Below are 23,994 nucleotides of genomic sequence, written 5' to 3' on the forward strand. Positions count from 1 at the left end.
GCCCCGTTTCGCGTCCCCCTCGACGGCCGGAACGCGCTGTCCCAACGGGATGCCGTGCATCCGGGCCGGGACGCGAAGAGCACGGCCCCGCCGAGCAGCGCGGCGGTGCGGCGAGCCTCAGCGCTGGTCGGGCGCCGACGGGGGAACCGCCCGTGCCGCGACCTGGGGCGCCGGTCCCGCGGCGCCGGGGGGCACCGCCGCCGTGGGGTCCGCGCTCTTCCGGTCGGCCTTCTCCTGATCGGCGGCAAGGGTGCCCAGGTAGAGCTCGATGACCTTGGGGTCGTTCATCAGCTCGCGGCCGCGACCCGTGTAGGCGTCCTTGCCCTGATCGAGCACGTAGCCGCGGTCGCAGATCTGCAGGCAGCGGCGGGCGTTCTGCTCCACGATCAGGACGGAGACGCCCGCGCGGTTGATCTCGGACACGTTGATGAACGTCTCGTCCTGGCGCACGGGGGAGAGGCCGGCGCTCGGCTCGTCGAGGAGCAGCACGCTGGGATCCATCATCAGGGCCCGCGACATGGCGACCATCTGGCGCTCTCCGCCGGACAGGGAGCCGGCGCGCGCCCGCAGGCGCTTGGACAGCTCGGGGAACAGCCCGGTCACGAACTGGAGCCGCTCGTCGTAGATCTTGGGCTTCTGGTAGAGCCCCATCTGCAGGTTCTCGGCGATCGTGAGGCTCGGGAACACGTTGTTGCTCTGCGGCACGAAGCCGACGCCCTTGGTGACCAGCTTGTCCGCCTTGAGGCCGGTGATGTCCTCGCCGCCGAGAGTGACGGTGCCGCTGCGGATGCCGACGAGACCGAACACGGCCTTCAGCAGGGTCGACTTTCCCGCGCCGTTGGGACCGATGATGCCCACGAGCTCGCCCTTGGCCACGTGCATGTTGCAGCCGTTCAGGATGTTGACCCCGGGGATGTAGCCGGCGAACAGGTCCTTCGTCTCGAGGATGACCTCGGCATTCGGCTCAGTGTGCATCCTTCGCCGCCTCCTCGATGTCGGAACGGACCACGTCGGACTCCATGCCCTTCGCGACCTCCAGCTGCCCGCTGAGGGTGCCGAGGTCGGTCTCGTGGTGTGCGCCCAGATAGGCGTCGATCACGGCGGGGTCGCTCATCACGGTGTCGGGGGCGCCCTCGGCGACGACCTTGCCCTCGGCCATCACGATCACCCAGTCGGCGATCTCGCGGACCACGTGCATGTCATGCTCCACGAAGAGCACCGTCATGCCCTGCTCCTTGAGGTCGAGGATGTGTCCGAGCAGCGACTGGGTCAGCGCCGGGTTCACCCCGGCCATCGGCTCGTCGAGCATGACCAGCTGCGGCTCGCTCATCAGTGCGCGAGCCATCTCGAGGAGCTTGCGCTGGCCGCCGGAGAGGCTCGCCGCGTAATCCTCGGCCTTCGTGTCGAGCTTGAATCGCTCGAGGAGGCTCTGCGCACGAACGCGGATCTCGTCCTCCCGGGAGCGCCACAGCGGTCGGAAGAGCGCCCGCAGCATGTTCTCGCCCGGCTGCTGCGTTGCGCCGAGCAGCATGTTGTCCATCACCGTCATCAGGCCGAGCGACTTGGTGAGCTGGAAGGTGCGGACCATGCCCCGGCGGGCCACCCGGTAGGCGGAGACGCGGGCGAGGTCCCGGCCCTGGAACGTCCAGGTTCCCGTATTGGGCTGGTCGAAGCCGGTCAGCAGGTTGAAGAAGGTGGTCTTGCCTGCTCCGTTCGGACCGATGAGAGCGGTGATGGCGTTGGCGGGGATCTCCACGTGGGCCACATCCACCGCGGTGAGGCCGCCGAAGCGCCTGCTCACGCCGTCCGCAACGATGATCGGGTTCCTCTTCGGCACGCCGGGCGCGACGGGGCCGGCCACCAGGTCGGCTGTGGGGGTCTTAGGCACTGAAGAACACCTCCTTCTTCTTTCCGAGCAGCCCTTGCGGGCGGAAGACGACGAGCAGGGCGAGCGCCGCCCCGACGATGATGAAGCGGATCGGGCCCTGCTGAGTGGAGGTCAGCGGCAGCAGACCCGAGCGGACCCCGAGAGAGAGCAGGCCGTCGGAGAGGCTCAGCACCACCCAGAAGAGCATCGAGCCCACGAGCGGGCCGAACACGGTGGTCGCGCCGCCGAGCAGCATGATCGTGTACAGGAAGAAGGTCAGCTGAGTGCCGTAGTTGTCGGGCTGCAGGCTGCGCGGAAGGATGAAGAGCGCTCCGGCAAGACCCCCCAGGACCCCGCCGAGGACCAGCGCCTGCATCTTGTAGGAGAAGACGTTCTTGCCCAGGCTGCGGACCGCGTCCTCGTCTTCCCGGATGCCCTTGATGACCCGGCCCCACGGGCTGCGGATGAGCAGGAACACGATCAGGCAGGCGATCAGCACGAGGGCCCAGCCGAGCACCCGCACCCACAGCTGATCCGCCGTGTAGGTGAGCACACCGATGCCGTAGCGGCCGTCCGGAATGGGGTTCAGCGCGTTGAATGTGGCGGCGGCGCCGTTGAGGCCGGTCGCCCCGCCCGTGATGTCGGTCAGCTCCGGTGTCTTCACCGAGAGTCGGATGATCTCGGCCGCGGCGATCGTCACGATGGCCAGGTAGTCGGACCTCAGCCGCAGGGTCGGGATGCCCAGCACGAGGGCGAACGCCGCCGAGGCCAGGATCGCTGCGAGGAAGGCGAACGGCAGCGGCAGGCCGAGCTTGAGCGTCGTGATGGCGAACGCGTACCCGCCCACCGCCATGAAGCCCGCCTGGCCGAAGTTGAGCAGTCCGGTGAACCCGAAGTGCACGACCAGGCCGATCGTGGCGAGCGCATACGCGGCTGTGGTCGGTGAGATCGCCTCGCCGAGTGCGAGCCAGATGAAGTTGAGGTTCATGAGTCCTTCTCTTCCCCGCTAACCGACGCGCTCGCGCTTGCCCAGGATGCCCTGGGGGCGGAACAGCAGGATCAGGATGAGCACGACGAGCGCCGCCGCATACTTCAGGTTCTCCGGAAGCACGAGCGTCGAGAGGTTCATGAAGATGCTCAGCACCATCGAGCCGACCAGTGCGCCGAACGCCGAGCCCAGCCCGCCCAGGGTGACCGCCGCGAAGATCAGCAGCAGGATCGCGCTGCCGGTGTCCCAGCGCAGCGCCTGGTAGTAGGCGATGAGGACGCCGGACAGGGCCGCGAGTGCGCCGGCGCCGATCCACACGGAGCGGATCACGCGGTCCACGTCGATGCCGGACGCTGCGGCGAGGGCGGAGTTGTCGGCGACCGCGCGAGCGGCCTTGCCCAGCTTGGTGCGGAGCATCACGAACGCCACCGCAAGGAGCACGATGATGCTCAGCACGGCGCCGAGCACGTCGGTGAAGCGGAGGCTGACCGCGCCGAGCACGAGGAAGGGCGAGGGGTTGTTCGGCAGCGAGAGCCGGTCGGCGCCGAAGAAGAACACGAAGATGTAGCGCGTGGCGAGGGCGAGGCCGATGCTCACGATCATCAGCGGGATGAGGCCAACCCGTCGGCGGCGAAGCGGCCGCCAGATCGCCGAGTCCTGCACGAAGCCGAACAGCCCGCCGAGGATCACCGCGCCGATGATGCCCACCGCGCCCGGGGCGCCGAACCCGGCCAGCACGTAGGCCATCAGCCCGCCGAAGGTCACGAGCTCGCCGTGCGCGAAGTTGTTGAGGCCGGTGGTGCCGTAGATCAGCGAGGCGCCGATCGCCGCCAGGGCGAGGAGGAGGCCGAAGATGACGCCGGTCGCGAGCTTGGCCGAGACGATGCCCCAGAAGCCGGTGCCGCTCGTGGTGGCCTGCGGGACGGCGGCTCCCGTGCCGTCGCCGGTGGTGCCGCCGGGAGCCTCCGTGCCCGCGGAACCAGACGGTGCCGGGGTGGAGCCAGTGCCGGTCCCCGCGGTGGTGGAGGCGAGGAAGTTGGCGGGAACGTTCTTGTTGGTCTGCACCACGCGCACCTCGCGCGGGTTCGAGCCGTCGGGCAGCTTGCCGGCCGACTCGGGGATGGTGCCCTCGTCGACGGTGACCGTGTAGGTGCCCGGACCGGGAAGCCCCACCGCGACGCGGCCGTCCTTGTCCGTGGTGAAGTCCTGCGAGAAGCCGTCGCCCTCCACCGTGACCGCGACGTCGGGGATGCCTGCCTTGTCGCTCGTCTGCCGGATCCAGACCGCGATGGTCTCCGCAGCGGTGTCCGGGTCGATGACATCCGCGGCGGACGTGCGGGGCGCATCGACGCCGAGGGCGGTGGCGGGAAGCGCCGAGGCGCTCAGCGCGGCCAGCAGGCCGACGAGGACACCGACGAGCGCCGCGACCCTTGGTCGCTTCCGCAACTGGGCGTATCCGTTGGCAGTCACAGAACCTCCAGGGGAGCCAGGGGTGCGGGGCTTGTGTCTCGAGAACGAAATTCGACCCTACTGAGCCTTTGTTGCCTGCTTGTTTCGCTCCCGGCCGAGTCGACCGGATCGTTCCCGGAACGAACAAGGTCGTTCCGGGAAGAGTATGGGGCGTACGCGGTTAATATGTAGCACCGGCTAGCAGCGTCGCCTCCGGGATGGATTTCACCCGCCTGCCCGGCGGCGACAAGAGGAGTTCCCTTGGACGCGCACGACCCGTTCGGCTTCGTCGGCCTCACCTACGACGACGTGATGCTGCTGCCCGGCCACACCGACGTCATCCCGAGCGAGGCGGACACCTCGTCCCGGCTGACGCGGCGCATCCGGGTTGCCGCGCCGCTGCTGTCCTCCGCGATGGACACCGTGACCGAGTCGCGGATGGCCATCGCGATGGCCCGCCAGGGCGGCATCGGCGTGCTGCACCGCAACCTGTCGATCGCCGACCAGGCCGCGCAGGTCGACCAGGTCAAGCGGTCCGAGTCCGGCATGATCACCAACCCGGTCACGACCACCCCCGACGCCACCGTCGCCGACGTGGATGCCCTCTGCGGGCGATTCCGGGTCTCGGGCCTCCCCGTGATCGAGCCGGACGGCCGCCTCGTCGGCATCATCACGAACCGGGACATGCGGTTCGTGTCCCCGTTCGAGAAGTCGACCACCCTGGTGCGCGACGTGATGACCACGAAGAACCTGATCACCGCACCCGTCGGCATCGACCCCGACTCGGCCATCGCGATCTTCGCCCAGCACAAGATCGAGAAGCTGCCGCTCGTCGACGCGGAGGGCCGGCTGAGCGGGCTGATCACCGTGAAGGACTTCGACAAGAGCGAGATGTACCCGAACGCGACGAAGGACGCGGAGGGCAGGCTGCGGGTCGCCGCGGCCATCGGGTTCTTCGGTGATGCATGGGAGCGCGCCGAGGCGCTCCGCGACGCCAGCGTGGACGTCCTCGTCGTGGACACCGCGAACGGCGACTCCGCAGGCGTGCTCGACATCATCCGCCGGCTCAAGGCGGACAGCTCCTTCGACGGCATCGACATCATCGGCGGCAACGTCGCCACGCGGTCCGGCGCCCAGGCGCTGATCGAGGCCGGCGTCGACGCCGTCAAGGTCGGCGTCGGTCCTGGATCGATCTGCACGACGCGGGTCGTGGCCGGTGTCGGCGTCCCGCAGGTCACCGCCGTGTACGAGGCCTACCTCGCCGCGGTCGAGGCGGACATCCCCGTGATCGCCGACGGCGGCCTGCAGTACTCGGGCGACATCGCCAAGGCGCTCGTCGCCGGCGCGGACACCGTCATGCTCGGGTCGCTGCTCGCCGGCACCGACGAGAGCCCGGGCGACCTCGTGTTCGTGAACGGCAAGCAGTACAAGAAGTACCGCGGGATGGGCTCGCTCGGCGCGCTGCAGACCCGCGGCAAGAAGACGTCCTACTCCCGCGACCGCTACTTCCAGTCGGACGTGCCGAGCGACGAGCAGCTGATCGCCGAGGGCATCGAGGGTCAGGTGCCGTACCGCGGGCCGGTCGCCTCCGTCGTCTACCAGCTCACCGGTGGCCTCCGGCAGTCCATGTTCTACGTGGGCGCCCGCAGCATCGAGGAGCTGAAGGCTCGCGGGCGCTTCGTCCGCATCACGGCGGCGGGCCTCAAGGAGTCCCACCCCCACGACGTCCAGATGGTCGTGGAGGCCCCCAACTACCGCCGCTGAAGTGCCCGTTCCGGCGGGAAGTGACCCTTACAGCGGTCACTTCCCGCCGCAACGGCCACAACGCTTCTCCTCCCCAGGACGGTAGCGGTCTCGCTGAGCCACAGGGCGTGCGGAAGCGGCGCTGGTGCCGGATGCGACTGGGCATCCTGACCGCGTGGACTCGATTCCTCCCTATGCCCGCCGCGACCTCGTCGTGCCTCGCGACCTGAAGCTCCTGGGCGAGGCCGACCGGGAGCTCCGACGCGCCCAAGAGGCGGGCGATCTCGTCCGGATACGCCGGGGAGCGTACGTCTCCGCCGCCTCGTGGCGCTCGTTGGACGACCGTGGCCGACATATCGCCCGTGCCCGGGCGGTCCGAGAGGCCGCGACGACGGAGCCGGTGTTCAGTCACCTCACCGCTGCGGCGGTTCACGGCGTTCCTCTGCCCCATCCGTTTCCCGGCGTCGTCGACATCACCGTGGATCGGGAGAGCGGGGCCAAGTCGAAGGGCGACATCCGTCGGCACGCGATCGGGATAGACCCGCCGTCGATCGAACGGGTGCAGGGGCTGCTCGTGACGGACCTGCCTCGGACGGTCGCCGACGTGGCGATGACCACAGGGCTGCAGTCGGCCCTGCCGGCCGTCGACTGGGCTCTCGCGAAGGGGGTGGTCAGGGCGACTCTCTTCGCCGCGGTCGAGGGTACGGGCGTCCGAGCAGGCGCCGCGCGGGCGGAGGCAGCGATTGGGCTCGGTGAGGGCGCCAGCGGGTCGGTCGGAGAGTCGTTGAGCCGGGCCGGCATGCACGTCCTCGGATTCCCGCGCCCCGAGTTGCAGCTTCCGGTTCACGACAGACACGGGCTGGTGGGCCTCGCAGATTTCGCGTGGCCGCAGCGTCGGCTGCTCGGTGAGTTCGACGGTCGCGGCAAATACCTGCGCGAGGAATTCACCCGGGGGCGGGAGGCCGGCGAGATCGTCCTCGCGGAGAAGCGGCGCGAAGACAGAATGCGCGCGCAAGGTTGGCTGATGGTGCGGTGGGGCTGGGAAGATGCCCGCGATCTCGCGCGTCTCGACCGGGTGCTTCGGGATGCAGGCCTCACTCCTCGCGCTTGAAGTGCCCGTTCCGGCGGGAAGTGACCCTTAAAGCGGTCACTTCCCGCCGGAACGGGCACTTCGAGGGGTCGGTAGGCTGGGGGAGTGAGCATGGAGCTGGAGATCGGACGCGCCAAGCGGGCTCGTCGGGCGTACGCCTTCGACGACATCGCGGTCGTGCCGTCCCGGCGCACCCGCGATCCGGAGGACGTCTCCACGACGTGGACGATCGACGCGTTCCACTTCGGCATCCCCGTGCTCTCGGCGCCCATGGACTCCGTCTCCTCGCCGGCCACCGCGATCGCGCTCGGGCGCCTCGGTGGCCTTGGCGTGCTCAACCTCGAGGGTCTCTGGACCCGCTACGAGGACGCCCAGTCCAAGCTGGAGGAGCTCCGCGCCCTCCCGCCCGGCGAGGTCACCGGCGCGATGCAGAGGCTCTACGCTGCGCCGATCCTGCCCGAGCTCATCCAGAGCCGCCTCGCCGAGATCCGCTCAGCCGGCGTCCCGGTCGCGGGCGCCCTCAGCCCGCAGCGCACTCAGGAGCACTACCGCACGGTCGTCGAGGCGGGCGTCGACCTCTTCGTCATCCGAGGCACCACCGTCTCCGCCGAGCACGTCTCCAAGAGGCGCACCCCGCTCAACCTCAAGGAGTTCATCTACGAACTCGACGTGCCGGTGATCGTGGGCGGGGCCGCCACCTACACCGCCGCCCTGCACCTCATGCGCACCGGCGCCGCCGGCGTGCTCGCCGGCTTCGGTGGGGGAGCGGCATCCACCACGCGCACCACGCTGGGGATCCACGCCCCGATGGCCACCGCGATCGCGGATGCGGCCGGCGCTCGGCGCGACTACCTCGATGAGTCCGGCGGCCGCTACGTGCACGTCATCGCCGACGGCGGACTCGGCACCGCGGGCGACATCGTCAAGGCGATCGCAATGGGCGCCGACGCGGTGATGCTCGGCACCGCGCTCGCCCGCGCGACGGACGCCCCCGGGGACGGCTGGCACTGGGGCCCCGAGGCGCACCACCCCGAGCTGCCCCGCGGCAACCGGGTGCAGGTCGGCAAGGTCGCCCCGCTCGAGCAGATCCTGTTCGGCCCCACCCCAGTGGCGGATGGAACAGTCAACCTGATCGGAGCGTTGAAGAAGTCAATGGCCACCACCGGCTACTCCGACCTCAAGGAGTTCCAGCGGGTCGAGGTCGTCGTCGCGCCGTACCGCGTGGGTTAGTCACAACGCCGCGGGCGGTCGCCGCATCGCGCAAGGGAGGAATCATGGCCCAGGGAAACAACGTCTCGCTCTCGTCCAAGCTCGGACCGGAGGAGCGTGCGGCCGCGATCGCCAAGCTCAAGGTCAAGGACCTCGACATCCTCGTGATCGGCGGCGGGATCGTCGGAACGGGCAGCGCCCTCGACGCGGTCACCCGCGGACTCAGTGTGGGACTGGTCGAGGCGCGCGACTGGGCGTCCGGCACCTCCAGCCGCTCCTCGAAGCTCGTGCACGGCGGCATCCGGTACCTCGAGCAGCTCGACTTCGGCCTGGTCCGGGAAGCGCTGATCGAGCGCGGCCTGCTCCTGCAGCGCCTCGCCCCGCACCTCGTCAAGCCGGTGCGCTTCCTCTATCCCCTCACCCACCGGGTGTGGGAGCGGTTCTACATCGGCGCAGGCATGGCGCTCTACGACGTGTTCAGCTGGAGCGGCGGGCGTCCCCCCGGGGTTCCGCATCACCGGCACCTCAGTAAGACCCAGATGCTCCGCGCCATCCCGAGCATCAAGAGCAGCGCCTTCACCGGCGGGCTCACCTACTACGACGCCCAGGTCGACGACGCCCGCTATGTCGCGGTCCTCGCCCGGACCGCCTCCGCCTACGGTGCCCACGTGGCGAGCCGAGTGCGCGTCGAGGGTTTCCTCAAGGTCGGCCAGCGGGTGGTCGGCGTGAAGGCGCACGACCTCGAGACCGGCGAGCGGTTCGAGATCAAGGCCAAGCAGGTGGTCAACGCCACGGGCGTCTGGACCGACGAGACCCAGGCGATGGTGGGCGAGCGCGGCCAGTTCAAGGTGCGTGCCTCGAAGGGCATCCACCTCGTGGTGCCCCGGGACCGCTTCCAGTCGAAGATGGGGGTGATCCTGCGCACCGAGAAGAGCGTGCTCTTCGTCATCCCGTGGGGCAGGCACTGGATCATCGGCACCACCGACACCGACTGGCAGCTCGACAAGGCGCACCCCGCCGCCACCGCCGCCGACATCGACTATGTGCTCGAGCACGTCAACGAGATCCTCGCCGTCCCGCTCACCCGCGAGGACGTGGAGGGGGTCTACGCGGGCCTCCGCCCGCTGCTCGCCGGCGAGTCGGACCAGACCTCGAAGCTGTCCCGCGAGCACATCGTGACCCACTCCGTCCCCGGCCTCGTCGTCGTCGCGGGCGGCAAGTGGACGACCTACCGGGTCATGGCGAAGGACGCGATCGACGCCGCGGTCGCCGCCCTCGACGGCAAGATCGCCCCGTCGGCGACCGAGAACATCGCCCTCCTCGGCGCGGAGGGCTACCAGGCGGCCTGGAACAAGAGGAACAAGATCGCCCGGGCATTCGGGGTGCACCGCGTGCGCATCGAGCACCTGCTCAACCGGTACGGGGTGATGACGGACGAGATCCTCGACCTCCTCCGGGAGCGTCCCGAGCTGGCCGAGCCCCTGCCGGGAGCGGACGACTACCTCGAGGCGGAGGTGATCTACGCGGCGACGCACGAGGGAGCACTGCACCTGGAGGACGTGCTCGCCCGCCGCACCCGCATCTCGATCGAGGCATGGGACCGCGGCGTCTCGGCCGCGCCGGTGGCGGCGCGCCTGCTCGGCGAGGTGCTCGGCTGGGACGAGGAGCGCATCGATCGGGAGGTGCAGACCTACCTGCGCCGCGTGCAGGCCGAGCGGGAGAGCCAGCTGCAGCCCGACGACGAGTCCGCGGACCGGATCCGGCTCGAGGCACCCGACATCGTGGCGACATCGTGATCCGCGGGGAGGACGTCCATGGCTGAGGTTCGACGGGTCAAGCTGCCCGGCGTCGGGGTCCTGCACACCTTCGTGACCGACGACGGCGGCAAGGTCGGCGTGATCGCGCATCGCTCCGGCCACAGCGACCTGATCACCTTCTCCGACGAGGACGGCGGGCCGGGCGCCCGCAAGATCTCGCTGCGCCTCAGCGAGGACGAGGCGCACACCCTCGCGGAGCTCCTCGGCGGCACCCAGATCACCGAGTCGCTCGGCGCGCTCGAGCAGATTCCGGGCCTCGCCATCGACTGGTTCTCGGTCGACTACGACGATCACATCGCCGGGCAGCGGCTCGGCAGCCTCACCGATCACGGCGTCATCGGCGTCACCGTCGTGGCGGTCGTGCGCGGCGACTCCGCAAACCCGGCCCCCGATGACTCGTTCAAGGTATTTCCCGGAGACACCCTCGTCGTGGCAGGCTCACCCGAGAAGGTCGCGAAGGCGTTCAGCTTCTATCGGACCGGCGAGCTGCGCCCGAAGACGGCCACACCGACCGGGCCCTAGGCGATGCACCTCGGCCAAGACCTCATCGTCCTCGGGATCCTGCTGGTCGCCGCGCACGCGCTCGGCCGGCTCGGGAGACGCATCGGCCTCCCCGCCATCCCGATCTACATGTTCGTCGGCCTGCTGGCGAGCCCTGGCACGAAGTGGATCCCGCTCGAGTTCGACAATGCCAACATCGAGCTCATCGCGGTCTTCGGCCTGATCCTGCTGCTGTTCAACCTCGGCCTCGAGTTCGACCAGGACGCCTTCCTGGGCAACGCCGGCCGACTCCTCCTCTCTGGCGGCACCTACATCCTGGTCAACCTCGCGGTGGGCTTCGGCTACGGGTTCCTGCTCGGCTGGGGGACCCAGGAGGCCCTCGTGATCGCCGGCATGACGGCGACGAGCTCCAGTGCGATCGTCACCAAGCTCCTCATCGAGCTCGGCCGCCTCGCCAACCCGGAGACGCCGATGATCCTGGGGGTGACCGTGGTGGAGGACATCTTCATCGCGGTCTACCTGGCCGTCGTGTCCGTCGTGCTCTCCGGCGAGACGGAGCCGGGGCCGATCGTGCTCAAGCTGGTCGTCGCGTTCACCTTCCTGCTCGTGATGTTCGCGATCGCGCGCTGGGGCGGCCGGGTCGTCACCCGGCTGTTCCGCGTCCGGGACGCGGAACTGTTCACCATCGCCTTCGTCGGCCTCGCCGTGCTGTTCGGGGGGATCGGCGACGTGCTCGGCGTCACCGACGCCATCGGCGCCTTCCTCATCGGGCTCGTGCTCGGCGCCAGTCGGCACCGCAACCGGATCGAGCAGGTGGCGGTGCCGCTGCGGGACGTGTTCGGAGCCTTCTTCTTCCTCAACTTCGGGCTCTCCCTCGATCCCGGCCAGTTCCCCGGAGTGCTGCTGCCGGTGCTCGGCGCGGTGCTGATGACCATCGTGCTCAACATCATCGCCGGCCAGCTGGTCGCCCGGTTCAACGGCCTCGACGTGCGGGCCGGGATCAACACGACCGCCATCCTGCAGAACCGCGGCGAGTTCGCGCTGATCCTCGCCACCCTGTCCCTGGCCGCCGGCCTCGACCAGCGGATCGCGGCCTTCGCAGGGCTCTACGTGCTGATCATGGCCGTGATCGGGCCGATCCTGGCGGCCAACTCGGAGCGGATCGGCGCTGCCGTCGTGCGTCTCGGCCGTCCGCGCCCGTCCGGCCAGCCGGTTGCCGTTCAGGCGGAGCCCGACGAGGAAGAGGACGATGAGACCGTCGCCCTCGACGCTCGCGTCGAGCAGGCGACGCAGCAGTCCGACACCGACGGCCGACCCGTCCGCCCCCGGGAGCCCGAATACTGATGAATCCCAGATCTCCGCTCGTCGCCATCATGCTGCGCCCCAGCTCGCTGGCATTCCTCGTGCTCGCGATCACGGTCGCCGTGGGCTTCGCCCTGTTCGGGCAGTGGCAGCTCGGCCGGGCGATCCAGAACGGCACCGTCGTCAACCGCACCACCGAGCAGGTTCGCGCGCTCTCCGACGTCGCCGAGCCGCAGCAGAGCGCCACCGGGGAGGCCGTCGGCCAGCGAGTGAGCGTGGACGGGAGCTGGACCCCCGACGAGTTCGCCGTGCTCGCCGACCGCCTCGACAACGGGCGCTCCGGCTATTGGGTGACCGGCCACTTCGTCACCTCCGACGACGTCTCCCTCGCCGTCGCGCTCGGCTGGACCCCCGACGAGCAGACCGCACTCGACGAGGCGGCAGCCGCGAATGCCGGTGAGCCGTTGCCGACCGTGCTGGTGGGGCGCTACCAGCAGAGCGAGGACCCGACCGTCCCGGCGGACGACGCGGCCTATCCGACCGACCTGGCCGTCTCCGCCCTCATCAACGAGTGGACAGAGGTCGACTCCGCCTACGCCGGCTACCTCACGATCGAGGACACCGTTGGGTCGCTGCAGCCGATCTGGTCACCGCCGCCCTCCGACGAGGTGCAGCTCAACTTCCTCAACCTCTTCTACGCCACCGAGTGGGCGCTGTTCTCCGTCGTCGCCCTGTACATCTGGTACCGGCTGATGAAGGACATCGCCGAGCGCGAGCGGGAGGAGAGCGAACTCGAGCTCGCCGGCGCCGCCGTCGACGGGCCCGAGGATGCGACCGGCGCCGCCGTGCCCGCAGAGGAGGGCACGGGCGAGCCCGCCGTCCCGGGCCACCCCCTCCCGCGCCGGTAGACTGGACCCATGCCCACAGCCCCCCGGGTCTCCGACTTCCCGAAGATCCGCGGCGCGCTCGCCGCGTACCGGGTGCTCGCCTACGCGACCGGAATCTTCCTCCTGATCCTCGTCGTCGAGATCGTCCTCAAGTACGGATTCGGCCTCGAGGCCGAGCTCGGCGGACCGGGCGGCTTCCTCGCGCTGGTGCCGGTGAACGCGCACACCGCGGTCAACCTCAGCCTCGCGGTGCAGATCACCCACGGCTACTTCTACCTCGCCTACCTCGTCACCGACTTCGTGCTCATCACCTTCCTGCGGTGGCCGATCACCCGGTTCCTGCTCATCGCGGCCGGCGGCGTCGTCCCCCTCCTGTCCTTCTTCACGGAGCGCCGCATCACCCGTGAGGTGAAGGAGCACCTCGCCTCGCGCGAGGCCGCGGTGCCCACGCCCGCATCAACGGAGGCCCGCCATTAGCGAGAACGACAATCCCGGCCCGCGGGACAGCCTGAACGCCGCCCCCGACGGGCGCGGTCCGGGCGACCGGGCGCCCACCGACGCGCGTCCCGTGCTCGTGGTCGACTTCGGGGCACAGTATGCCCAGCTGATCGCGCGCCGGGTGCGCGAGGCCAACGTGTACTCCGAGATCGTGCCGCACACCGTCACCGCAGCGGAGATCGCCGCCAGGAACCCCGTCGGCATCGTCCTCAGCGGAGGCCCGTCGAGCGTCTACGAGGAAGGCTCGCCCGCTCTCGATCCCGGCATCCTCCAACTCGGGGTCCCGGTCCTCGGCATCTGCTATGGCTTCCAGGTGATGGCACAGCAGCTCGGCGGCGAAGTCGCCCACACCGGCCGCCGTGAATACGGCTCCACCAGCGTGGCGATCAGCACAGAAGGCACCCTCCTCGACGGCCAGCCCGCAGGCCAGACCGTGTGGATGAGCCACGGCGACTCCGTGTCCCGCGCCCCCGACGGCTTCGACGTGCTCGCGAGCAGCGACGCCACCCCGGTCGCCGCGTTCGCCAGCGACGAGCGCAAGCTCTACGGCGTGCAGTGGCACCCCGAGGTCAAGCACAGCCAGTACGGCCAGGCGGTCATCGAGAACTTCCTGCACCGTGCAGCCGGCATTCCCGGCGACTGGAACAGCGGCAGCGTCATCGCCGAGCAGGTGGAGCGGATCCGCGCCCAGGTCGGCTCGGCGCGCGTCATCTGTGGCCTCTCGGGAGGGGTCGACTCGGCGGTGGCCGCCGCGATCGTGCAGCGCGCCGTCGGCGACCAGCTCGTCTGCGTCTTCGTCGACCACGGCCTCCTCCGCCAGGACGAGGCACGCCAGGTGCAGGAGGACTACGTCGCCGCCACCGGAGTCCGGCTCGTCACGGTCGAGGCCAGCGACCGCTTCCTCGACGGGCTCGCCGGCGTGAGCGACCCGGAGCAGAAGCGCAAGATCATCGGCCGCGAATTCATCCGCACCTTCGAAGACGCCGCTGAGGCACTCGTGCTCGAAGCGCAGGCCGACGGCGAGAGCATCCGCTACCTCGTGCAAGGCACCCTCTACCCCGACGTCGTCGAATCCGGCGGCGGCACCGGCACCGCCAACATCAAGTCCCATCACAACGTCGGCGGGCTCCCCGAAGACCTCAAATTCGAACTCGTCGAACCGCTCCGCACCCTCTTCAAAGACGAGGTGCGGGCCATCGGCCGCGAACTCGGACTCCCCGAAGTGATCGTTGCCCGCCAGCCGTTCCCCGGACCCGGCCTCGGCATCCGCATCGTCGGGGAAGTCACCCGGGAACGCCTCGACCTCCTGCGGAAGGCCGACGCCATCGTCCGCGCCGAGCTCACCGCCGCCGGCCTCGACTCCGATATCTGGCAGTGCCCCGTCGTGCTCCTCGCCGAGGTGCGCTCCGTCGGCGTGCAGGGCGACGGGCGCACCTACGGGCACCCCATCGTGCTGCGCCCGGTGTCGTCCGAAGACGCGATGACCGCCGACTGGACGCGGCTGCCCTACGACGTCCTCGCCCGCATCTCCAATCGGATCACCAATGAAGTCGCCGGGGTGAATCGGGTCGTGCTCGACGTCACTTCCAAGCCGCCGGGGACGATCGAGTGGGAATGACGTCAACCTGAGGTGACTGGGGTGGTGGGGGCGGGGCTCGCTTCCGCTTCTCAGACAGTTGCGGCGCAAGCGTGCGCCGCAAAACTCGCCTCGGAAGCGAGCCCCACCCCCACCCGCATCGCTTCGCTCGCTTTTGAAGTGCGGTATCGGACGGACTGCGGAGGCCCCTTTGGGGCCGTCCTTAGTCCGTCATATCTCGAATGTGCTGCCCTTCCGTTGTGGGCGTATCTTCGCGGGCATGGAAAAGGGGGCGGCCTATGGCCGCCCCCTTTTCTTTGTTGTTGTCAGTTGCGGGCCAGGGCGAAGATGCGGAGGAACTCCACGTAGAGCCACACGACGGTGACCATCAGGCCGAAGCCCGCCTGCCAGCCGAACTTGCGCGGGGCGCCGCCGTCGACGCCGCGCTTGATGTAGTCGAAGTCGAGCACCAGCGAGTAGGCCGCCAGCAGCACGGCGAAGACGCCGATGATGATGCCGAGCGGGATGCCCATGATCGTCGCGTTCGAGTTGAGGCCGAAGGGGCCGCCCGCGATGGGCGCGTTGAACATCATCAGGCCGAGGTTCACCAGCGAGAAGAGGCTGTAGGCGATGATGCCGACCAGGAAGATCTTCGTGGCGCGGGCCGAGGCGCGGACCTTGCCGCTCGCGAAGAGGGCGAGCACGACGCCCACCGTGACGAGCGTCGCGAGCGTCGCCTGGAAGACGACACCCGGCCAGGCCGCCTCGAAGAACGAGGAGATGCCACCGACGAAGAGGCCCTCGAACGCCGCGTAGGCGACGATCAGCGGAACCGACGGCTGCCGCTTGAACGAGTTGACCAGGCCGAGGATGAAGCCGCCGATCAGGCCGACGATCGCCAGCGGCCAGATGAACCAGGCCACTGCCGCCGTGGCGAGCAGCACCGCGAAGAGGCTGACCGTCTTGACGATGGTGTCCTCGTAGGTCATCCGGTCGGTCTGGACCGGGCTGGCGGAGGGCCGCGCGTACAGCGCGTCGAGCTCGTCAGCGCTCGGCGTGTTGATGACGGAATCGACTCCCCGGCTGTTGAAGGCGGGGCTGTTCGAGAATGCGGGGTTGGACGATGCCATGGCTCCTCATCTCCCTCTGATCGGGACGGTCCCGGTCGGGGAAGTGACAATGCCTCCAATTTACCTGACCGACCGTGCCATTCCGCTGAAAGGACACCCAGATCACGGCCAGTTCGCCGCAGGCGCAGTCGAATCCCCCTGCTCGGACCCGCAGGATCCCGGGAAGCCGGAAGGCAGGCGGTGGCCGGCCATCCCCCGCGCGCCCCGCCCGGCCCCGCTGTCGGCACCCTCGCTTAGACTCGATGCCTCATGAGCACTACGGTCGAGACCTCCTCCCCACTGCTCGAGGGACTCAATCCCCAGCAGCTCGAAGCAGTGCTGTACCGCGGCCCGGCACTCCTCATCGTCGCCGGAGCAGGCTCTGGCAAGACCAGCGTCCTCACCCGGCGCATTGCCGGACTGCTCGAGTCCCGCGAGGCGTGGCCCAGCCAGATCCTTGCCATCACGTTCACCAACAAGGCGGCGAGCGAGATGCGGGATCGCGTCACGCGACTCGTGGGGCGTGCTGCGGAGGGCATGTGGATCTCCACCTTCCACTCCGCCTGCGTGCGCATCCTCCGGCGCGAGGCCGAGCAGTTCGGCTACAGCAAGAACTTCACCATCTACGACTCCGGTGACTCCCGCGCGCTGATCAAGCGCATCCTCAAGGACCTCGAGGCCGACGTGCTCGGCTTCACGGTGTCCACCGCCTCCGCCAAGATCTCCAAGCTCAAGAACGAGCTGACGGACGTGGAGACCTACGCCCGGCAGGCGAACTTCCAGGACCCCAACGAGGTCATGTTCGTCGAGATCTTCCGGCGGTACTCGCGCGCGCTGTCGAGCGCGAACGCGTTCGACTTCGACGACCTGATCGCGCAGACGGTGTACCTGTTCCGCGCCTTCCCGCATGTCGCCGCGCTCTACCAGAAGCGCTTCCGGCACATCCTCGTCGACGAGTACCAGGACACCAACCACGCCCAGTACGCGCTGATCCGGGAGCTCACCAAGGAGCCCGCCGAGCTCGAGCCCGGCCTGCTCGCCGCCACGGAGGCGGCGTCCCTCACCGTCGTCGGCGACTCGGACCAGTCGATCTACGCGTTCCGTGGCGCCGACATCCGCAACATCGTCGAGTTCGAGCGCGACTTCGCCGGCGCGAAGGTCGTGCTGCTCGAGCAGAACTACCGGTCGACCCAGAACATCCTCACGGCGGCCAACTCCGTCATCTCCAACAACTTCGACCGCAAGGACAAGAAGCTGTGGACCGCGGACGGCGACGGCGAGAAGATCGTCGGCTACACCGGCTACTCGGGTCACGACGAGGCCCAGTTCGTGGCGGACGAGATCGCCACGCTGCACGAGAAGGGCATGGCGTACCACGACATCGCCGTGTTCTATCGCACCAACTCCCAGACCCGCGCGCTGGAGGAGATCCTCATCCGCTCGGCGGTGCCCTACAAGATCGTGGGCGGCACCAAGTTCTACGAGCGGGCCGAGATCAAGGACGCCATGGCGTACCTGATCGCGGTCGCGAACCCGGCGGACACGCTCGCGGTGCGGCGCATCCTCAACACCCCGAAGCGCGGCATCGGCCCGGCCACGGAGACGCTGCTCGCGACCTACGCCGAGAAGCAGGAGATCACCTTCCGGGACTCGCTCCGCCATGCCGCCGAGCTCGGGCTCGGGCCGAAGGTGACCGCGGCCATCACCGCACTCTCGGACCTCCTCGACGAGGCGACGGCGGTCGCCGCGCGCCTCCCGACCGCCCCCGGCGACGGCGTGCCGGAGGTGCTCTCCCTCCTCATCGCGCAGAGCGGCTACCTGGACGCCTTGCGCGCCTCCCGGGATCCTCAGGACGAGGCCCGCGCGGAGAACGTGGAGGAGCTCGTCGCGGTGACCAAGGAGTTCCAGCGCAACAACCCCGAGGGCGCGCTCGTCGACTTCCTCACCGAGGTGTCCCTCGTCGCTGCCGTCGACGACCTCGACGACAGCAGCGGGACGGTGTCCCTGATGACGCTGCACACCGCCAAGGGCCTCGAGTTCGAGGCGGTATTCCTCACCGGCGTCGAGGAGGACCTGCTGCCGCACCGCATGTCCGCAGGCGAGCCGGGCGGCCCCGCCGAGGAGCGCCGGCTGTTCTACGTGGGCATCACTCGCGCCCGCAAGCGCCTGTTCCTCTCGCTGGCCATGACGAGGGCGCAGTACGGCGACGTGTCGGTGGCCATGCCGAGCCGCTACCTGCAGGAGATCCCCGCCGAGCTCATCGACTGGCGGCAGTCGCCGGGCATGGCCACCAGCCGCGGCGGAACTCAGCCGCGCGCGCTCAACGCCCGCCGGGACGGCTACGGCGGCGCCTACAGCGTGCCGAACGCGCCCCCCAAGCCCAAGACCGAATGGGCCAATCGGGTCACGAACCAGGTCCGCGACAACGGCGACCTGATGCTGCAGGCGGGCGACCGCATCCGGCACACCGACTTCGGCGACGGCCGGGTCTCGGGCGTCACCGGTGAGGGCCCGAAGCGGATCGCGGAGGTCCAGTTCGACACCGCGGGCCGCAAGCGCCTCCTGATCAAGGTGGCGCCGATCGAGAAGATCGGCTGAGCCGGGGAAGCGCCGCAACTCCCTGGATGAGAGCGCCGCAGAGGCTGTACGGGGTGTTTCGCTCATGACGTTTCGATTACCTCTGGGTTACGATTCGCGGCTTGGGCGCTGCTTACCGCTAAATTCGATAGCGAGGACCGGGTCTATGCACACAGTGCTGCCGGCACATCACACCCGAGCCCAGGGGGATTACGCCACGTGGAACTCCGCGACTATCTGAGGATCGTCCGAAAGGGCTGGATCCTCATCACCGCCATCGCGCTCGTGGCCATCGGGGCCGCCGCAGCGTACTCGTTCCTCAAGACGCCGGAATACTCCGCGTCGGCCAAGGTCTTCGTGTCCGTGCAGAGCAGCGAGACGGTCAGCGATCTCGCCCAGGGCAACACCCTCATCATCAACAAGGTGAAGACCTATGCGGAGCTCGTCAGCACGCCCGCGGTGCTGCAGCCGGTGATCGACGATCTCGCCATCGAGGCAACCGTGACGGACGTCGCGAAGCAGATCACTGCCACGGCGCCGCTCGACACGACGCTCATCCAGATCGACGCGACAAGCACCGACCCCGCGCTCGCCGCGGACCTCGCCAACTCGGCGGCCCAGAACCTCTCCGCCGCGGTGGCCGCCGTGGAGGCGCCCGCAGTCGGCGACGGCGCGTCCCCCGTGCGCATCACCCAGGTGACCGACGCCCTTGTGCCGACCTCGCCCGAGAGCCCCAACATCCCGCTCAACCTGGCCCTCGGTGCGCTCATCGGGTTGGCCCTCGGCCTCGGCGTCGCCGTGCTGCGCGAGACCCTCGACACCCGCATCCGCGGCGAGCACGACGTGCAGTCGGTCACCGATGCGCCCATCGTGGGCGGCATCCCGTTCGACACCAAGGCGGAGGAGCGCCCGCTGATCGTGCAGGACGATCCGCGCAGCATCCGCGCGGAGTCCTTCCGCTCCCTGCGCACGAACTTCCAGTTCCTCGGCGGCGGCAGCTCCCGGCGCACGTTCGTGTTCACCTCCGCCGTCCAGGGCGAGGGCAAGACCACGACCGTCGCGAACCTCGCGATCGCGCTCGCCGACGCCGGCCGCCGAGTCGTCGTCATCGACGCGGACCTGCGCCGTCCCCGCCTCGCCGACATGCTGGGGCTCGAAGGGGCCGCCGGACTCACCGACCTGCTCATCGGCCGGGCCGAGTTCGACGACCTCGTGCAACCGTGGGGCAGGGGCAATCTGGACGTGCTCCCGGCCGGCCGGATCCCGCCCAACCCGAGCGAGCTGCTCGGCTCCACCGCCATGGTGGATCTGATCGCCCGCCTCGAGCAGCGCTATGAGTATGTGCTCTTCGACGCGGCGCCCCTGTTGCCCGTGACCGACGCGGCGGTCCTCGCGACCCATGTGTCCGGCACGGTGATCGTCGTGGCCGCGGGCCGCACCCGCAAGGCGCAGCTGCGCGCCACCATCGCGGCGCTCGAGAACGTGGAGGTGAAGCCGGTGGGCCTCGTCCTCTCCATGCTCCCCACCAAGGGACCCGACGCGTACAGCTACGGCTACGGCTACGGCGACATCGCGGACCCGGCCGAGAACCCCGCGTGGGAGCCCCTGGCCGACACCGTGGTCCCGCGTCCCGCCGAGCCGAGCAGCGGGGACGCCGCCGGTCCCCGGCGGTCCACTGCGGTCGCCGAGGCTCCTGCCCCGTCCTCGCCCCCGGCGCCTGTGGCGAAGGCCACCGTGGCAGCGTCCGCGGCCCCGTCCGAGGAGGCAGCGCCGGCCGGCGAGAGCCCCGCGGCCTCGACCGAAGCTCCGCCCGCGCGGAGTTCCGCGCGCACCTCGCCCGCGCGGAAGAGCCCCGCGGGGAGCGCCCCGAGGTCCGGCGCTCCGGCTGGCACCCGACGGGTCACCGCGAAGCCCAGCCCCTCCGCAGCCGACGAGGCCGCGGTCGCCCGCCCCGTCAAGCCGGCCCCGCGCAAGCGGCCGATCGCGCCGAAGTCCGCGGTGCCCGAGCCGCTCGACGAGGACTACCCGACGCCCACCCTCTTCGACGGGGACGAGCCGGACGGCGCGGCCGCCGCAAAGCCGGCGGCACGCCCGACGCTCGTCGCGCTGCGAAGCCGGCGAGGCGCCCGCCCCTCCGGCTCGGCCTCACGCGAGAACTCGCGATGACCGAGGGGGGCTTCCGGGTCCTCGTCGTCTGCACCGGGAACATCTGCCGCTCGCCGATTGCCGAGCAGCTCCTGCGGGCCAGGACGAGCGAGGGTGGCGTCGCCTTCAGCAGTGCGGGGACGGGTGCCACGCCGGGCGCCGCGATGCCCGGTGAGGCCGCGGAGCTCTCGCGGGCCTACGGGGGCGAGCCGGACGGCCATGTGGCCCGCCGGATCACGCGCGCCCTCATCGACGAGTCCGACCTGGTGCTGACGGCGGCGCGCGAGCACCGAGGGGCGGTCGTCGAGCTGTCCCCGCGGGCCTCCCGGCACACCTTCACCATCCTGCAGTTCGCCCGGCTGCTGGCCTCGGTCGATCCCGTCGATCTGGCAGCCGCCGGGACGCCCGCCGAGGTGGTCGCGGCGGCCGCCGCGCGCCGCGGCTACGCCCGGCCGGGAGAGGACGACATCCCCGACCCGTACCGGCGCTCGTTCGCGGAGTACCAGGTCGCCGCGGCGCTCATCGACGATGCGGTGGCGCAGATAGCGACGGCCCTCGACCGCCGGGGCTGAACCCCGCGGCCGAGAGCCGTCGACTGCGCCGATGCGCGGGTGGTGTCAGTGCGCCTGCTCGTAGGCGTCCTGGATCGCCTTGGCGATGCGGCCGCGGTCGGAGACCTCATGGCCGTTGGCGCGGGCCCACTCGCGGACCTCCTGCAGGCGGTTGCCGCCGGAGCCGCCGCGGCTGCTGGCGGGCTCCGCAACCCGGCGGCGCTGCCCGGTCGCGCGGGCTTTGCTGATGAACGGGTCGAGCGCCGCCTCGAGCTTCTCGCGGTTCTCCTCGGAGAGGTCGATCTCGTAGGAGCGCCCCTGGAAGGAGAACGCGACCGTTCCGCCGGACCCGTCGGTGATCACGCTTCCATCGAGATCGTCAACGGTCTCGACAATGACTTTCTGTGCCATGTGGCTGCTCTCATCAATCTATTAGGGGGAGGCGGTTGCGGGAAAGGAAGGTCGTTATCGACCGCACCAGATAGTTTAGGGATATCCGAGCCGTTCCCGCGAATCAGCCGGCATATGCATTAGTGGGAAGAATGCAAACCGTCCAGCTGGGCAGTTTTTCCGCGACGTCCGGGCGGTCGAGGGCCGGGGGAGAGAGGGGTAGAGTTCCAGTCGTCCCATCTCCGGCCACTGGCGGAGGCCGTTCCGACGAAGCACCGGAAGACAAGCGTGGATCTATACGAGTACCAGGCCCGTGACCTGTTCGAGAGCTACGGGGTACCCGTGCTCGCCGGCATCGTCGCCGACACCCCCAGCGAGGTCCGCGCCGCCGCGGAGAAGCTGGGCGGCACCGTCGTCGTCAAGGCCCAGGTGAAGACCGGAGGCCGCGGCAAGGCGGGCGGCGTGAAGGTGGCGCACAATCCGGCGGACGCCGAGGCGGCTGCGGAGGCGATCTTCGGCCTGGACATCAAGGGCCACATCGTGCGCCGGGTGATGGTGGCGGCAGGGGCGCGGATCGCGCAGGAGTTCTACTTCTCGGTCCTCCTCGACCGCGCCAACCGGTCCTACCTGTCCCTCTCGAGCGTCGAGGGCGGCATGGAGATCGAGCAGCTCGCGGTCGAGAAGCCGGAGGCCCTGGCCCGCATCGAGGTGGACCCGCTCGTCGGCATCGACGGAGTCAAGGCCGCCGAGATCGCGCGTGCGGCAGGCTTCCCCGACGAGCTGCTGGAGCGCATCGTCCCCGTGCTGGAGCGGCTCTGGTGGGTGTACCGCGACGAGGACGCGACCCTGGTCGAGGTGAACCCCCTCGTGCTCACCGAGTCGGGCGACATCATCGCGCTGGACGGCAAGATCACCCTCGACGAGAACGCGGAGTTCCGTCACGAGGGTCACGCGGCGCTCGCCGAGGCCGGCGACATCGACCCCCTCGAGGCGAAGGCCAAGGAGAGCTCACTCAACTATGTGAAGCTCGACGGCCAGGTCGGCATCATCGGCAACGGCGCAGGGCTCGTGATGAGCACGCTCGACGTGGTGTCCTATGCGGGCGAGAAGCACGGCGGCGTCAAGCCGGCCAACTTCCTCGACATCGGCGGCGGCGCATCCGCGGAGGTGATGGCGGCCGGACTCGACGTCATCCTCGGGGACCCGCAGGTCAAGAGCGTCTTCGTCAACGTCTTCGGCGGCATCACCGCCTGCGACGCGGTCGCCAACGGAATCGTCGGCGCCCTCGACAAGCTGGGCGACGCGGCGACCAAGCCGCTCGTCGTGCGCCTCGACGGCAACAACGTGGAGGAGGGCAGGCAGATCCTCGCGGACGCCGCGCACCCCCTCGTGACGGTGGTCGACACCATGGACGACGCGGCCGACAAGGCCGCCGAGCTGGCGAACGCCTGAGCCGGCACAGGAAGAGCAGGAAGCAGCAGACATGTCGATTCTTCTCGACGAGAACTCCAAGATCATCGTCCAGGGTCTGACCGGCTCCGAGGGCACCAAGCACGCCGGCCGCATGCTCAAGTCCGGCTCGGCGATCGTCGGCGGCGTCAACCCGCGCAAGGCGGGCACGGAGGTGGAGATCGAGGGCACCAGGCTGCCGATCTTCGGCACCGTCGCCGAGGCGATGGCGGCCACCGGAGCGGACGTCTCCGTGATCTTCGTGCCGCCGGCTTTCGCGAAGTCCGCGGTGCTCGAGGCGATCGAGGCCGGGATCCCGCTCGCGGTCGTCATCACCGAGGGCATCCCCGTGAAGGATTCGGCCGAGTTCTGGGCGACCGCCAAGGCGAAGGGCGGGACCACGCGGATCATCGGCCCGAACTGCCCCGGCGTGATCAGCCCCGGAAAGTCCAATGCCGGCATCATCCCGGCGACCATCTCCGGCCCCGGCCCCATCGGGCTCGTCTCCAAGTCGGGCACGCTGACCTATCAGATGATGTTCGAGCTGCGCGACATCGGCATCTCCACCGCCGTCGGCATCGGCGGCGACCCGATCATCGGGACGACTCACATCGACGCGCTCGCCGCATTCGAGGCCGACCCCGAGACGAAGGCGATCGTGATGATCGGCGAGATCGGCGGCGACGCCGAGGAGCGGGCGGCGGCCTACATCAAGGACAACGTCACCAAGCCGGTCGTCGGCTACGTCGCGGGCTTCACCGCCCCCGAGGGCAAGACGATGGGCCACGCCGGCGCGATCGTGTCCGGCTCGTCCGGCACCGCGCAGGCCAAGAAGGAGGCCCTCGA

The 23,994-nt window shown here is 69.6% G+C and carries 20 protein-coding genes; 14 read left to right on the forward strand and 6 right to left on the reverse strand.

Translation table 11 applies throughout. The annotated features are described in order from the left end of the window. Positions 1 to 117: 117 nt before the first annotated feature. From JWR33_RS01955 to JWR33_RS01970, 4 genes are read right to left on the reverse strand one after another with little or no spacing between them, the layout of a single operon-like run. Complete coding sequence (locus tag JWR33_RS01955; protein WP_297408949.1) at positions 118 to 975, reverse strand: ABC transporter ATP-binding protein; 858 nt, start codon at positions 973 to 975, stop codon at positions 118 to 120. Continuing rightward, positions 965 to 1,888, reverse strand: coding sequence for an ABC transporter ATP-binding protein (locus JWR33_RS01960; protein ID WP_297408951.1), 924 nt, complete (start codon positions 1,886 to 1,888; stop codon positions 965 to 967). Before JWR33_RS01960 ends, JWR33_RS01955 begins: the two co-directional genes overlap by 11 nt. Next, positions 1,881 to 2,855: a branched-chain amino acid ABC transporter permease gene (locus tag JWR33_RS01965; protein ID WP_297408953.1), complete on the reverse strand. Its 975-nt coding sequence runs from the start codon at positions 2,853 to 2,855 to the stop codon at positions 1,881 to 1,883. Before JWR33_RS01965 ends, JWR33_RS01960 begins: the two co-directional genes overlap by 8 nt. Before the next feature lie 18 nt (positions 2,856 to 2,873). Beyond that, positions 2,874 to 4,325, reverse strand: coding sequence for a branched-chain amino acid ABC transporter permease (locus tag JWR33_RS01970; RefSeq protein ID WP_297408955.1), 1,452 nt, complete (start codon positions 4,323 to 4,325; stop codon positions 2,874 to 2,876). 240 nt (positions 4,326 to 4,565) lie between these two features. Between JWR33_RS01970 and guaB the strand changes: the two genes are divergently transcribed. From guaB to guaA, 9 genes are all read left to right on the forward strand, one after another. Next, entirely contained in the window at positions 4,566 to 6,068 is a 1,503-nt protein-coding gene (gene guaB, locus JWR33_RS01975; RefSeq protein WP_297408956.1) for an IMP dehydrogenase, read from the forward strand. A 154-nt stretch (positions 6,069 to 6,222) separates the two neighbouring features. Further along, a complete protein-coding gene (locus tag JWR33_RS01980; RefSeq protein ID WP_297408958.1) occupies positions 6,223 to 7,158 on the forward strand; it encodes a type IV toxin-antitoxin system AbiEi family antitoxin domain-containing protein in 936 nt (311 codons plus the stop codon). Positions 7,159 to 7,248: 90 nt separating this feature from the next. Next, entirely contained in the window at positions 7,249 to 8,367 is a 1,119-nt protein-coding gene (locus JWR33_RS01985) for a GuaB3 family IMP dehydrogenase-related protein (protein ID WP_297408987.1), read from the forward strand. A 44-nt stretch (positions 8,368 to 8,411) separates the two neighbouring features. Next, positions 8,412 to 10,142 (forward strand): glycerol-3-phosphate dehydrogenase/oxidase, encoded by a 1,731-nt coding sequence (locus JWR33_RS01990; protein ID WP_297408960.1) that lies wholly within the window; start codon positions 8,412 to 8,414, stop codon positions 10,140 to 10,142. Between the two features lie 18 nt (positions 10,143 to 10,160). Further along, complete coding sequence (locus tag JWR33_RS01995) at positions 10,161 to 10,685, forward strand: TrkA C-terminal domain-containing protein (protein WP_297408963.1); 525 nt, start codon at positions 10,161 to 10,163, stop codon at positions 10,683 to 10,685. Positions 10,686 to 10,688: 3 nt separating this feature from the next. Further along, a complete protein-coding gene (locus JWR33_RS02000; protein ID WP_297408964.1) occupies positions 10,689 to 12,008 on the forward strand; it encodes a cation:proton antiporter in 1,320 nt (439 codons plus the stop codon). Then, positions 12,008 to 12,874: an SURF1 family cytochrome oxidase biogenesis protein gene (locus JWR33_RS02005; RefSeq protein ID WP_297408966.1), complete on the forward strand. Its 867-nt coding sequence runs from the start codon at positions 12,008 to 12,010 to the stop codon at positions 12,872 to 12,874. The genes JWR33_RS02000 and JWR33_RS02005 overlap by 1 nt, the downstream gene beginning before the upstream one ends. 9 nt (positions 12,875 to 12,883) lie before the next feature. Further along, positions 12,884 to 13,330 (forward strand): DUF3817 domain-containing protein, encoded by a 447-nt coding sequence (locus tag JWR33_RS02010; RefSeq protein WP_297408968.1) that lies wholly within the window; start codon positions 12,884 to 12,886, stop codon positions 13,328 to 13,330. A gap of 91 nt (positions 13,331 to 13,421) precedes the next feature. Beyond that, positions 13,422 to 14,969, forward strand: coding sequence for a glutamine-hydrolyzing GMP synthase (gene guaA, locus JWR33_RS02015; protein WP_297408970.1), 1,548 nt, complete (start codon positions 13,422 to 13,424; stop codon positions 14,967 to 14,969). Between the two features lie 284 nt (positions 14,970 to 15,253). Here the strand turns inward: guaA and JWR33_RS02020 are convergent, their stop codons facing one another. Then, positions 15,254 to 16,057, reverse strand: coding sequence for a Bax inhibitor-1/YccA family protein (locus JWR33_RS02020; RefSeq protein WP_297408972.1), 804 nt, complete (start codon positions 16,055 to 16,057; stop codon positions 15,254 to 15,256). Between the two features lie 249 nt (positions 16,058 to 16,306). On the opposite strand from JWR33_RS02020, the gene JWR33_RS02025 reads away from it, so the two are divergent. The 3 genes from JWR33_RS02025 to JWR33_RS02035 all read left to right on the forward strand — a co-directional run bounded on the left by JWR33_RS02025 (position 16,307) and on the right by JWR33_RS02035 (position 21,330). After that, positions 16,307 to 18,634 carry a UvrD-helicase domain-containing protein gene (locus JWR33_RS02025; protein WP_297408974.1) on the forward strand — a complete coding sequence of 776 codons (2,328 nt, stop codon included), beginning with the start codon at positions 16,307 to 16,309 and terminating at the stop codon, positions 18,632 to 18,634. Positions 18,635 to 18,832: 198 nt separating this feature from the next. Continuing rightward, on the forward strand, positions 18,833 to 20,779 hold the full coding sequence (locus JWR33_RS02030) for a polysaccharide biosynthesis tyrosine autokinase (RefSeq protein ID WP_297408975.1): 1,947 nt from the start codon (positions 18,833 to 18,835) through the stop codon (positions 20,777 to 20,779). Next, a complete protein-coding gene (locus tag JWR33_RS02035) occupies positions 20,776 to 21,330 on the forward strand; it encodes a low molecular weight phosphatase family protein (RefSeq protein WP_297408977.1) in 555 nt (184 codons plus the stop codon). Before JWR33_RS02030 ends, JWR33_RS02035 begins: the two co-directional genes overlap by 4 nt. Positions 21,331 to 21,375: 45 nt before the next feature. Here JWR33_RS02035 and JWR33_RS02040 read toward each other — a convergent pair whose 3' ends face one another. Continuing rightward, positions 21,376 to 21,720, reverse strand: coding sequence for an Lsr2 family protein (locus JWR33_RS02040; protein WP_297408979.1), 345 nt, complete (start codon positions 21,718 to 21,720; stop codon positions 21,376 to 21,378). A gap of 267 nt (positions 21,721 to 21,987) precedes the next feature. Here JWR33_RS02040 and sucC point away from each other — a divergent pair, with 267 nt between their 5' ends. Next, a complete protein-coding gene (gene sucC / locus JWR33_RS02045) occupies positions 21,988 to 23,151 on the forward strand; it encodes an ADP-forming succinate--CoA ligase subunit beta (RefSeq protein WP_297408980.1) in 1,164 nt (387 codons plus the stop codon). A 31-nt stretch (positions 23,152 to 23,182) separates the two neighbouring features. Then, positions 23,183 to 23,994: succinate--CoA ligase subunit alpha (gene sucD, locus JWR33_RS02050; protein ID WP_297408982.1), on the forward strand; the 812-nt coding region annotated here is incomplete at its 3' end.

It is taken from the genome of Naasia sp. (assembly GCF_025465545.1).
GTDB lineage: Bacteria > Actinomycetota > Actinomycetes > Actinomycetales > Microbacteriaceae > Naasia.

What these genes read in the sequence shown, in the direction of transcription:
- JWR33_RS01985 (WP_297408987.1), top strand. Translation starts at nt 7,249, where the DNA reads ATGGAGCTGGAGATCGGACGCGCCAAGCGGGCTCGTCGGGCGTACGCC.
- JWR33_RS02020 (WP_297408972.1), bottom strand. Translation starts at nt 16,057, where the DNA reads ATGGCATCGTCCAACCCCGCATTCTCGAACAGCCCCGCCTTCAACAGC.
- JWR33_RS02005 (WP_297408966.1), top strand. Translation starts at nt 12,008, where the DNA reads ATGAATCCCAGATCTCCGCTCGTCGCCATCATGCTGCGCCCCAGCTCG.
- JWR33_RS01955 (WP_297408949.1), bottom strand. Translation starts at nt 975, where the DNA reads ATGCACACTGAGCCGAATGCCGAGGTCATCCTCGAGACGAAGGACCTG.
- JWR33_RS02010 (WP_297408968.1), top strand. Translation starts at nt 12,884, where the DNA reads ATGCCCACAGCCCCCCGGGTCTCCGACTTCCCGAAGATCCGCGGCGCG.
- JWR33_RS01995 (WP_297408963.1), top strand. Translation starts at nt 10,161, where the DNA reads ATGGCTGAGGTTCGACGGGTCAAGCTGCCCGGCGTCGGGGTCCTGCAC.
- JWR33_RS01965 (WP_297408953.1), bottom strand. Translation starts at nt 2,855, where the DNA reads ATGAACCTCAACTTCATCTGGCTCGCACTCGGCGAGGCGATCTCACCG.
- JWR33_RS02040 (WP_297408979.1), bottom strand. Translation starts at nt 21,720, where the DNA reads ATGGCACAGAAAGTCATTGTCGAGACCGTTGACGATCTCGATGGAAGC.
- JWR33_RS02000 (WP_297408964.1), top strand. Translation starts at nt 10,689, where the DNA reads ATGCACCTCGGCCAAGACCTCATCGTCCTCGGGATCCTGCTGGTCGCC.
- JWR33_RS02035 (WP_297408977.1), top strand. Translation starts at nt 20,776, where the DNA reads ATGACCGAGGGGGGCTTCCGGGTCCTCGTCGTCTGCACCGGGAACATC.
- JWR33_RS02025 (WP_297408974.1), top strand. Translation starts at nt 16,307, where the DNA reads ATGAGCACTACGGTCGAGACCTCCTCCCCACTGCTCGAGGGACTCAAT.
- JWR33_RS01990 (WP_297408960.1), top strand. Translation starts at nt 8,412, where the DNA reads ATGGCCCAGGGAAACAACGTCTCGCTCTCGTCCAAGCTCGGACCGGAG.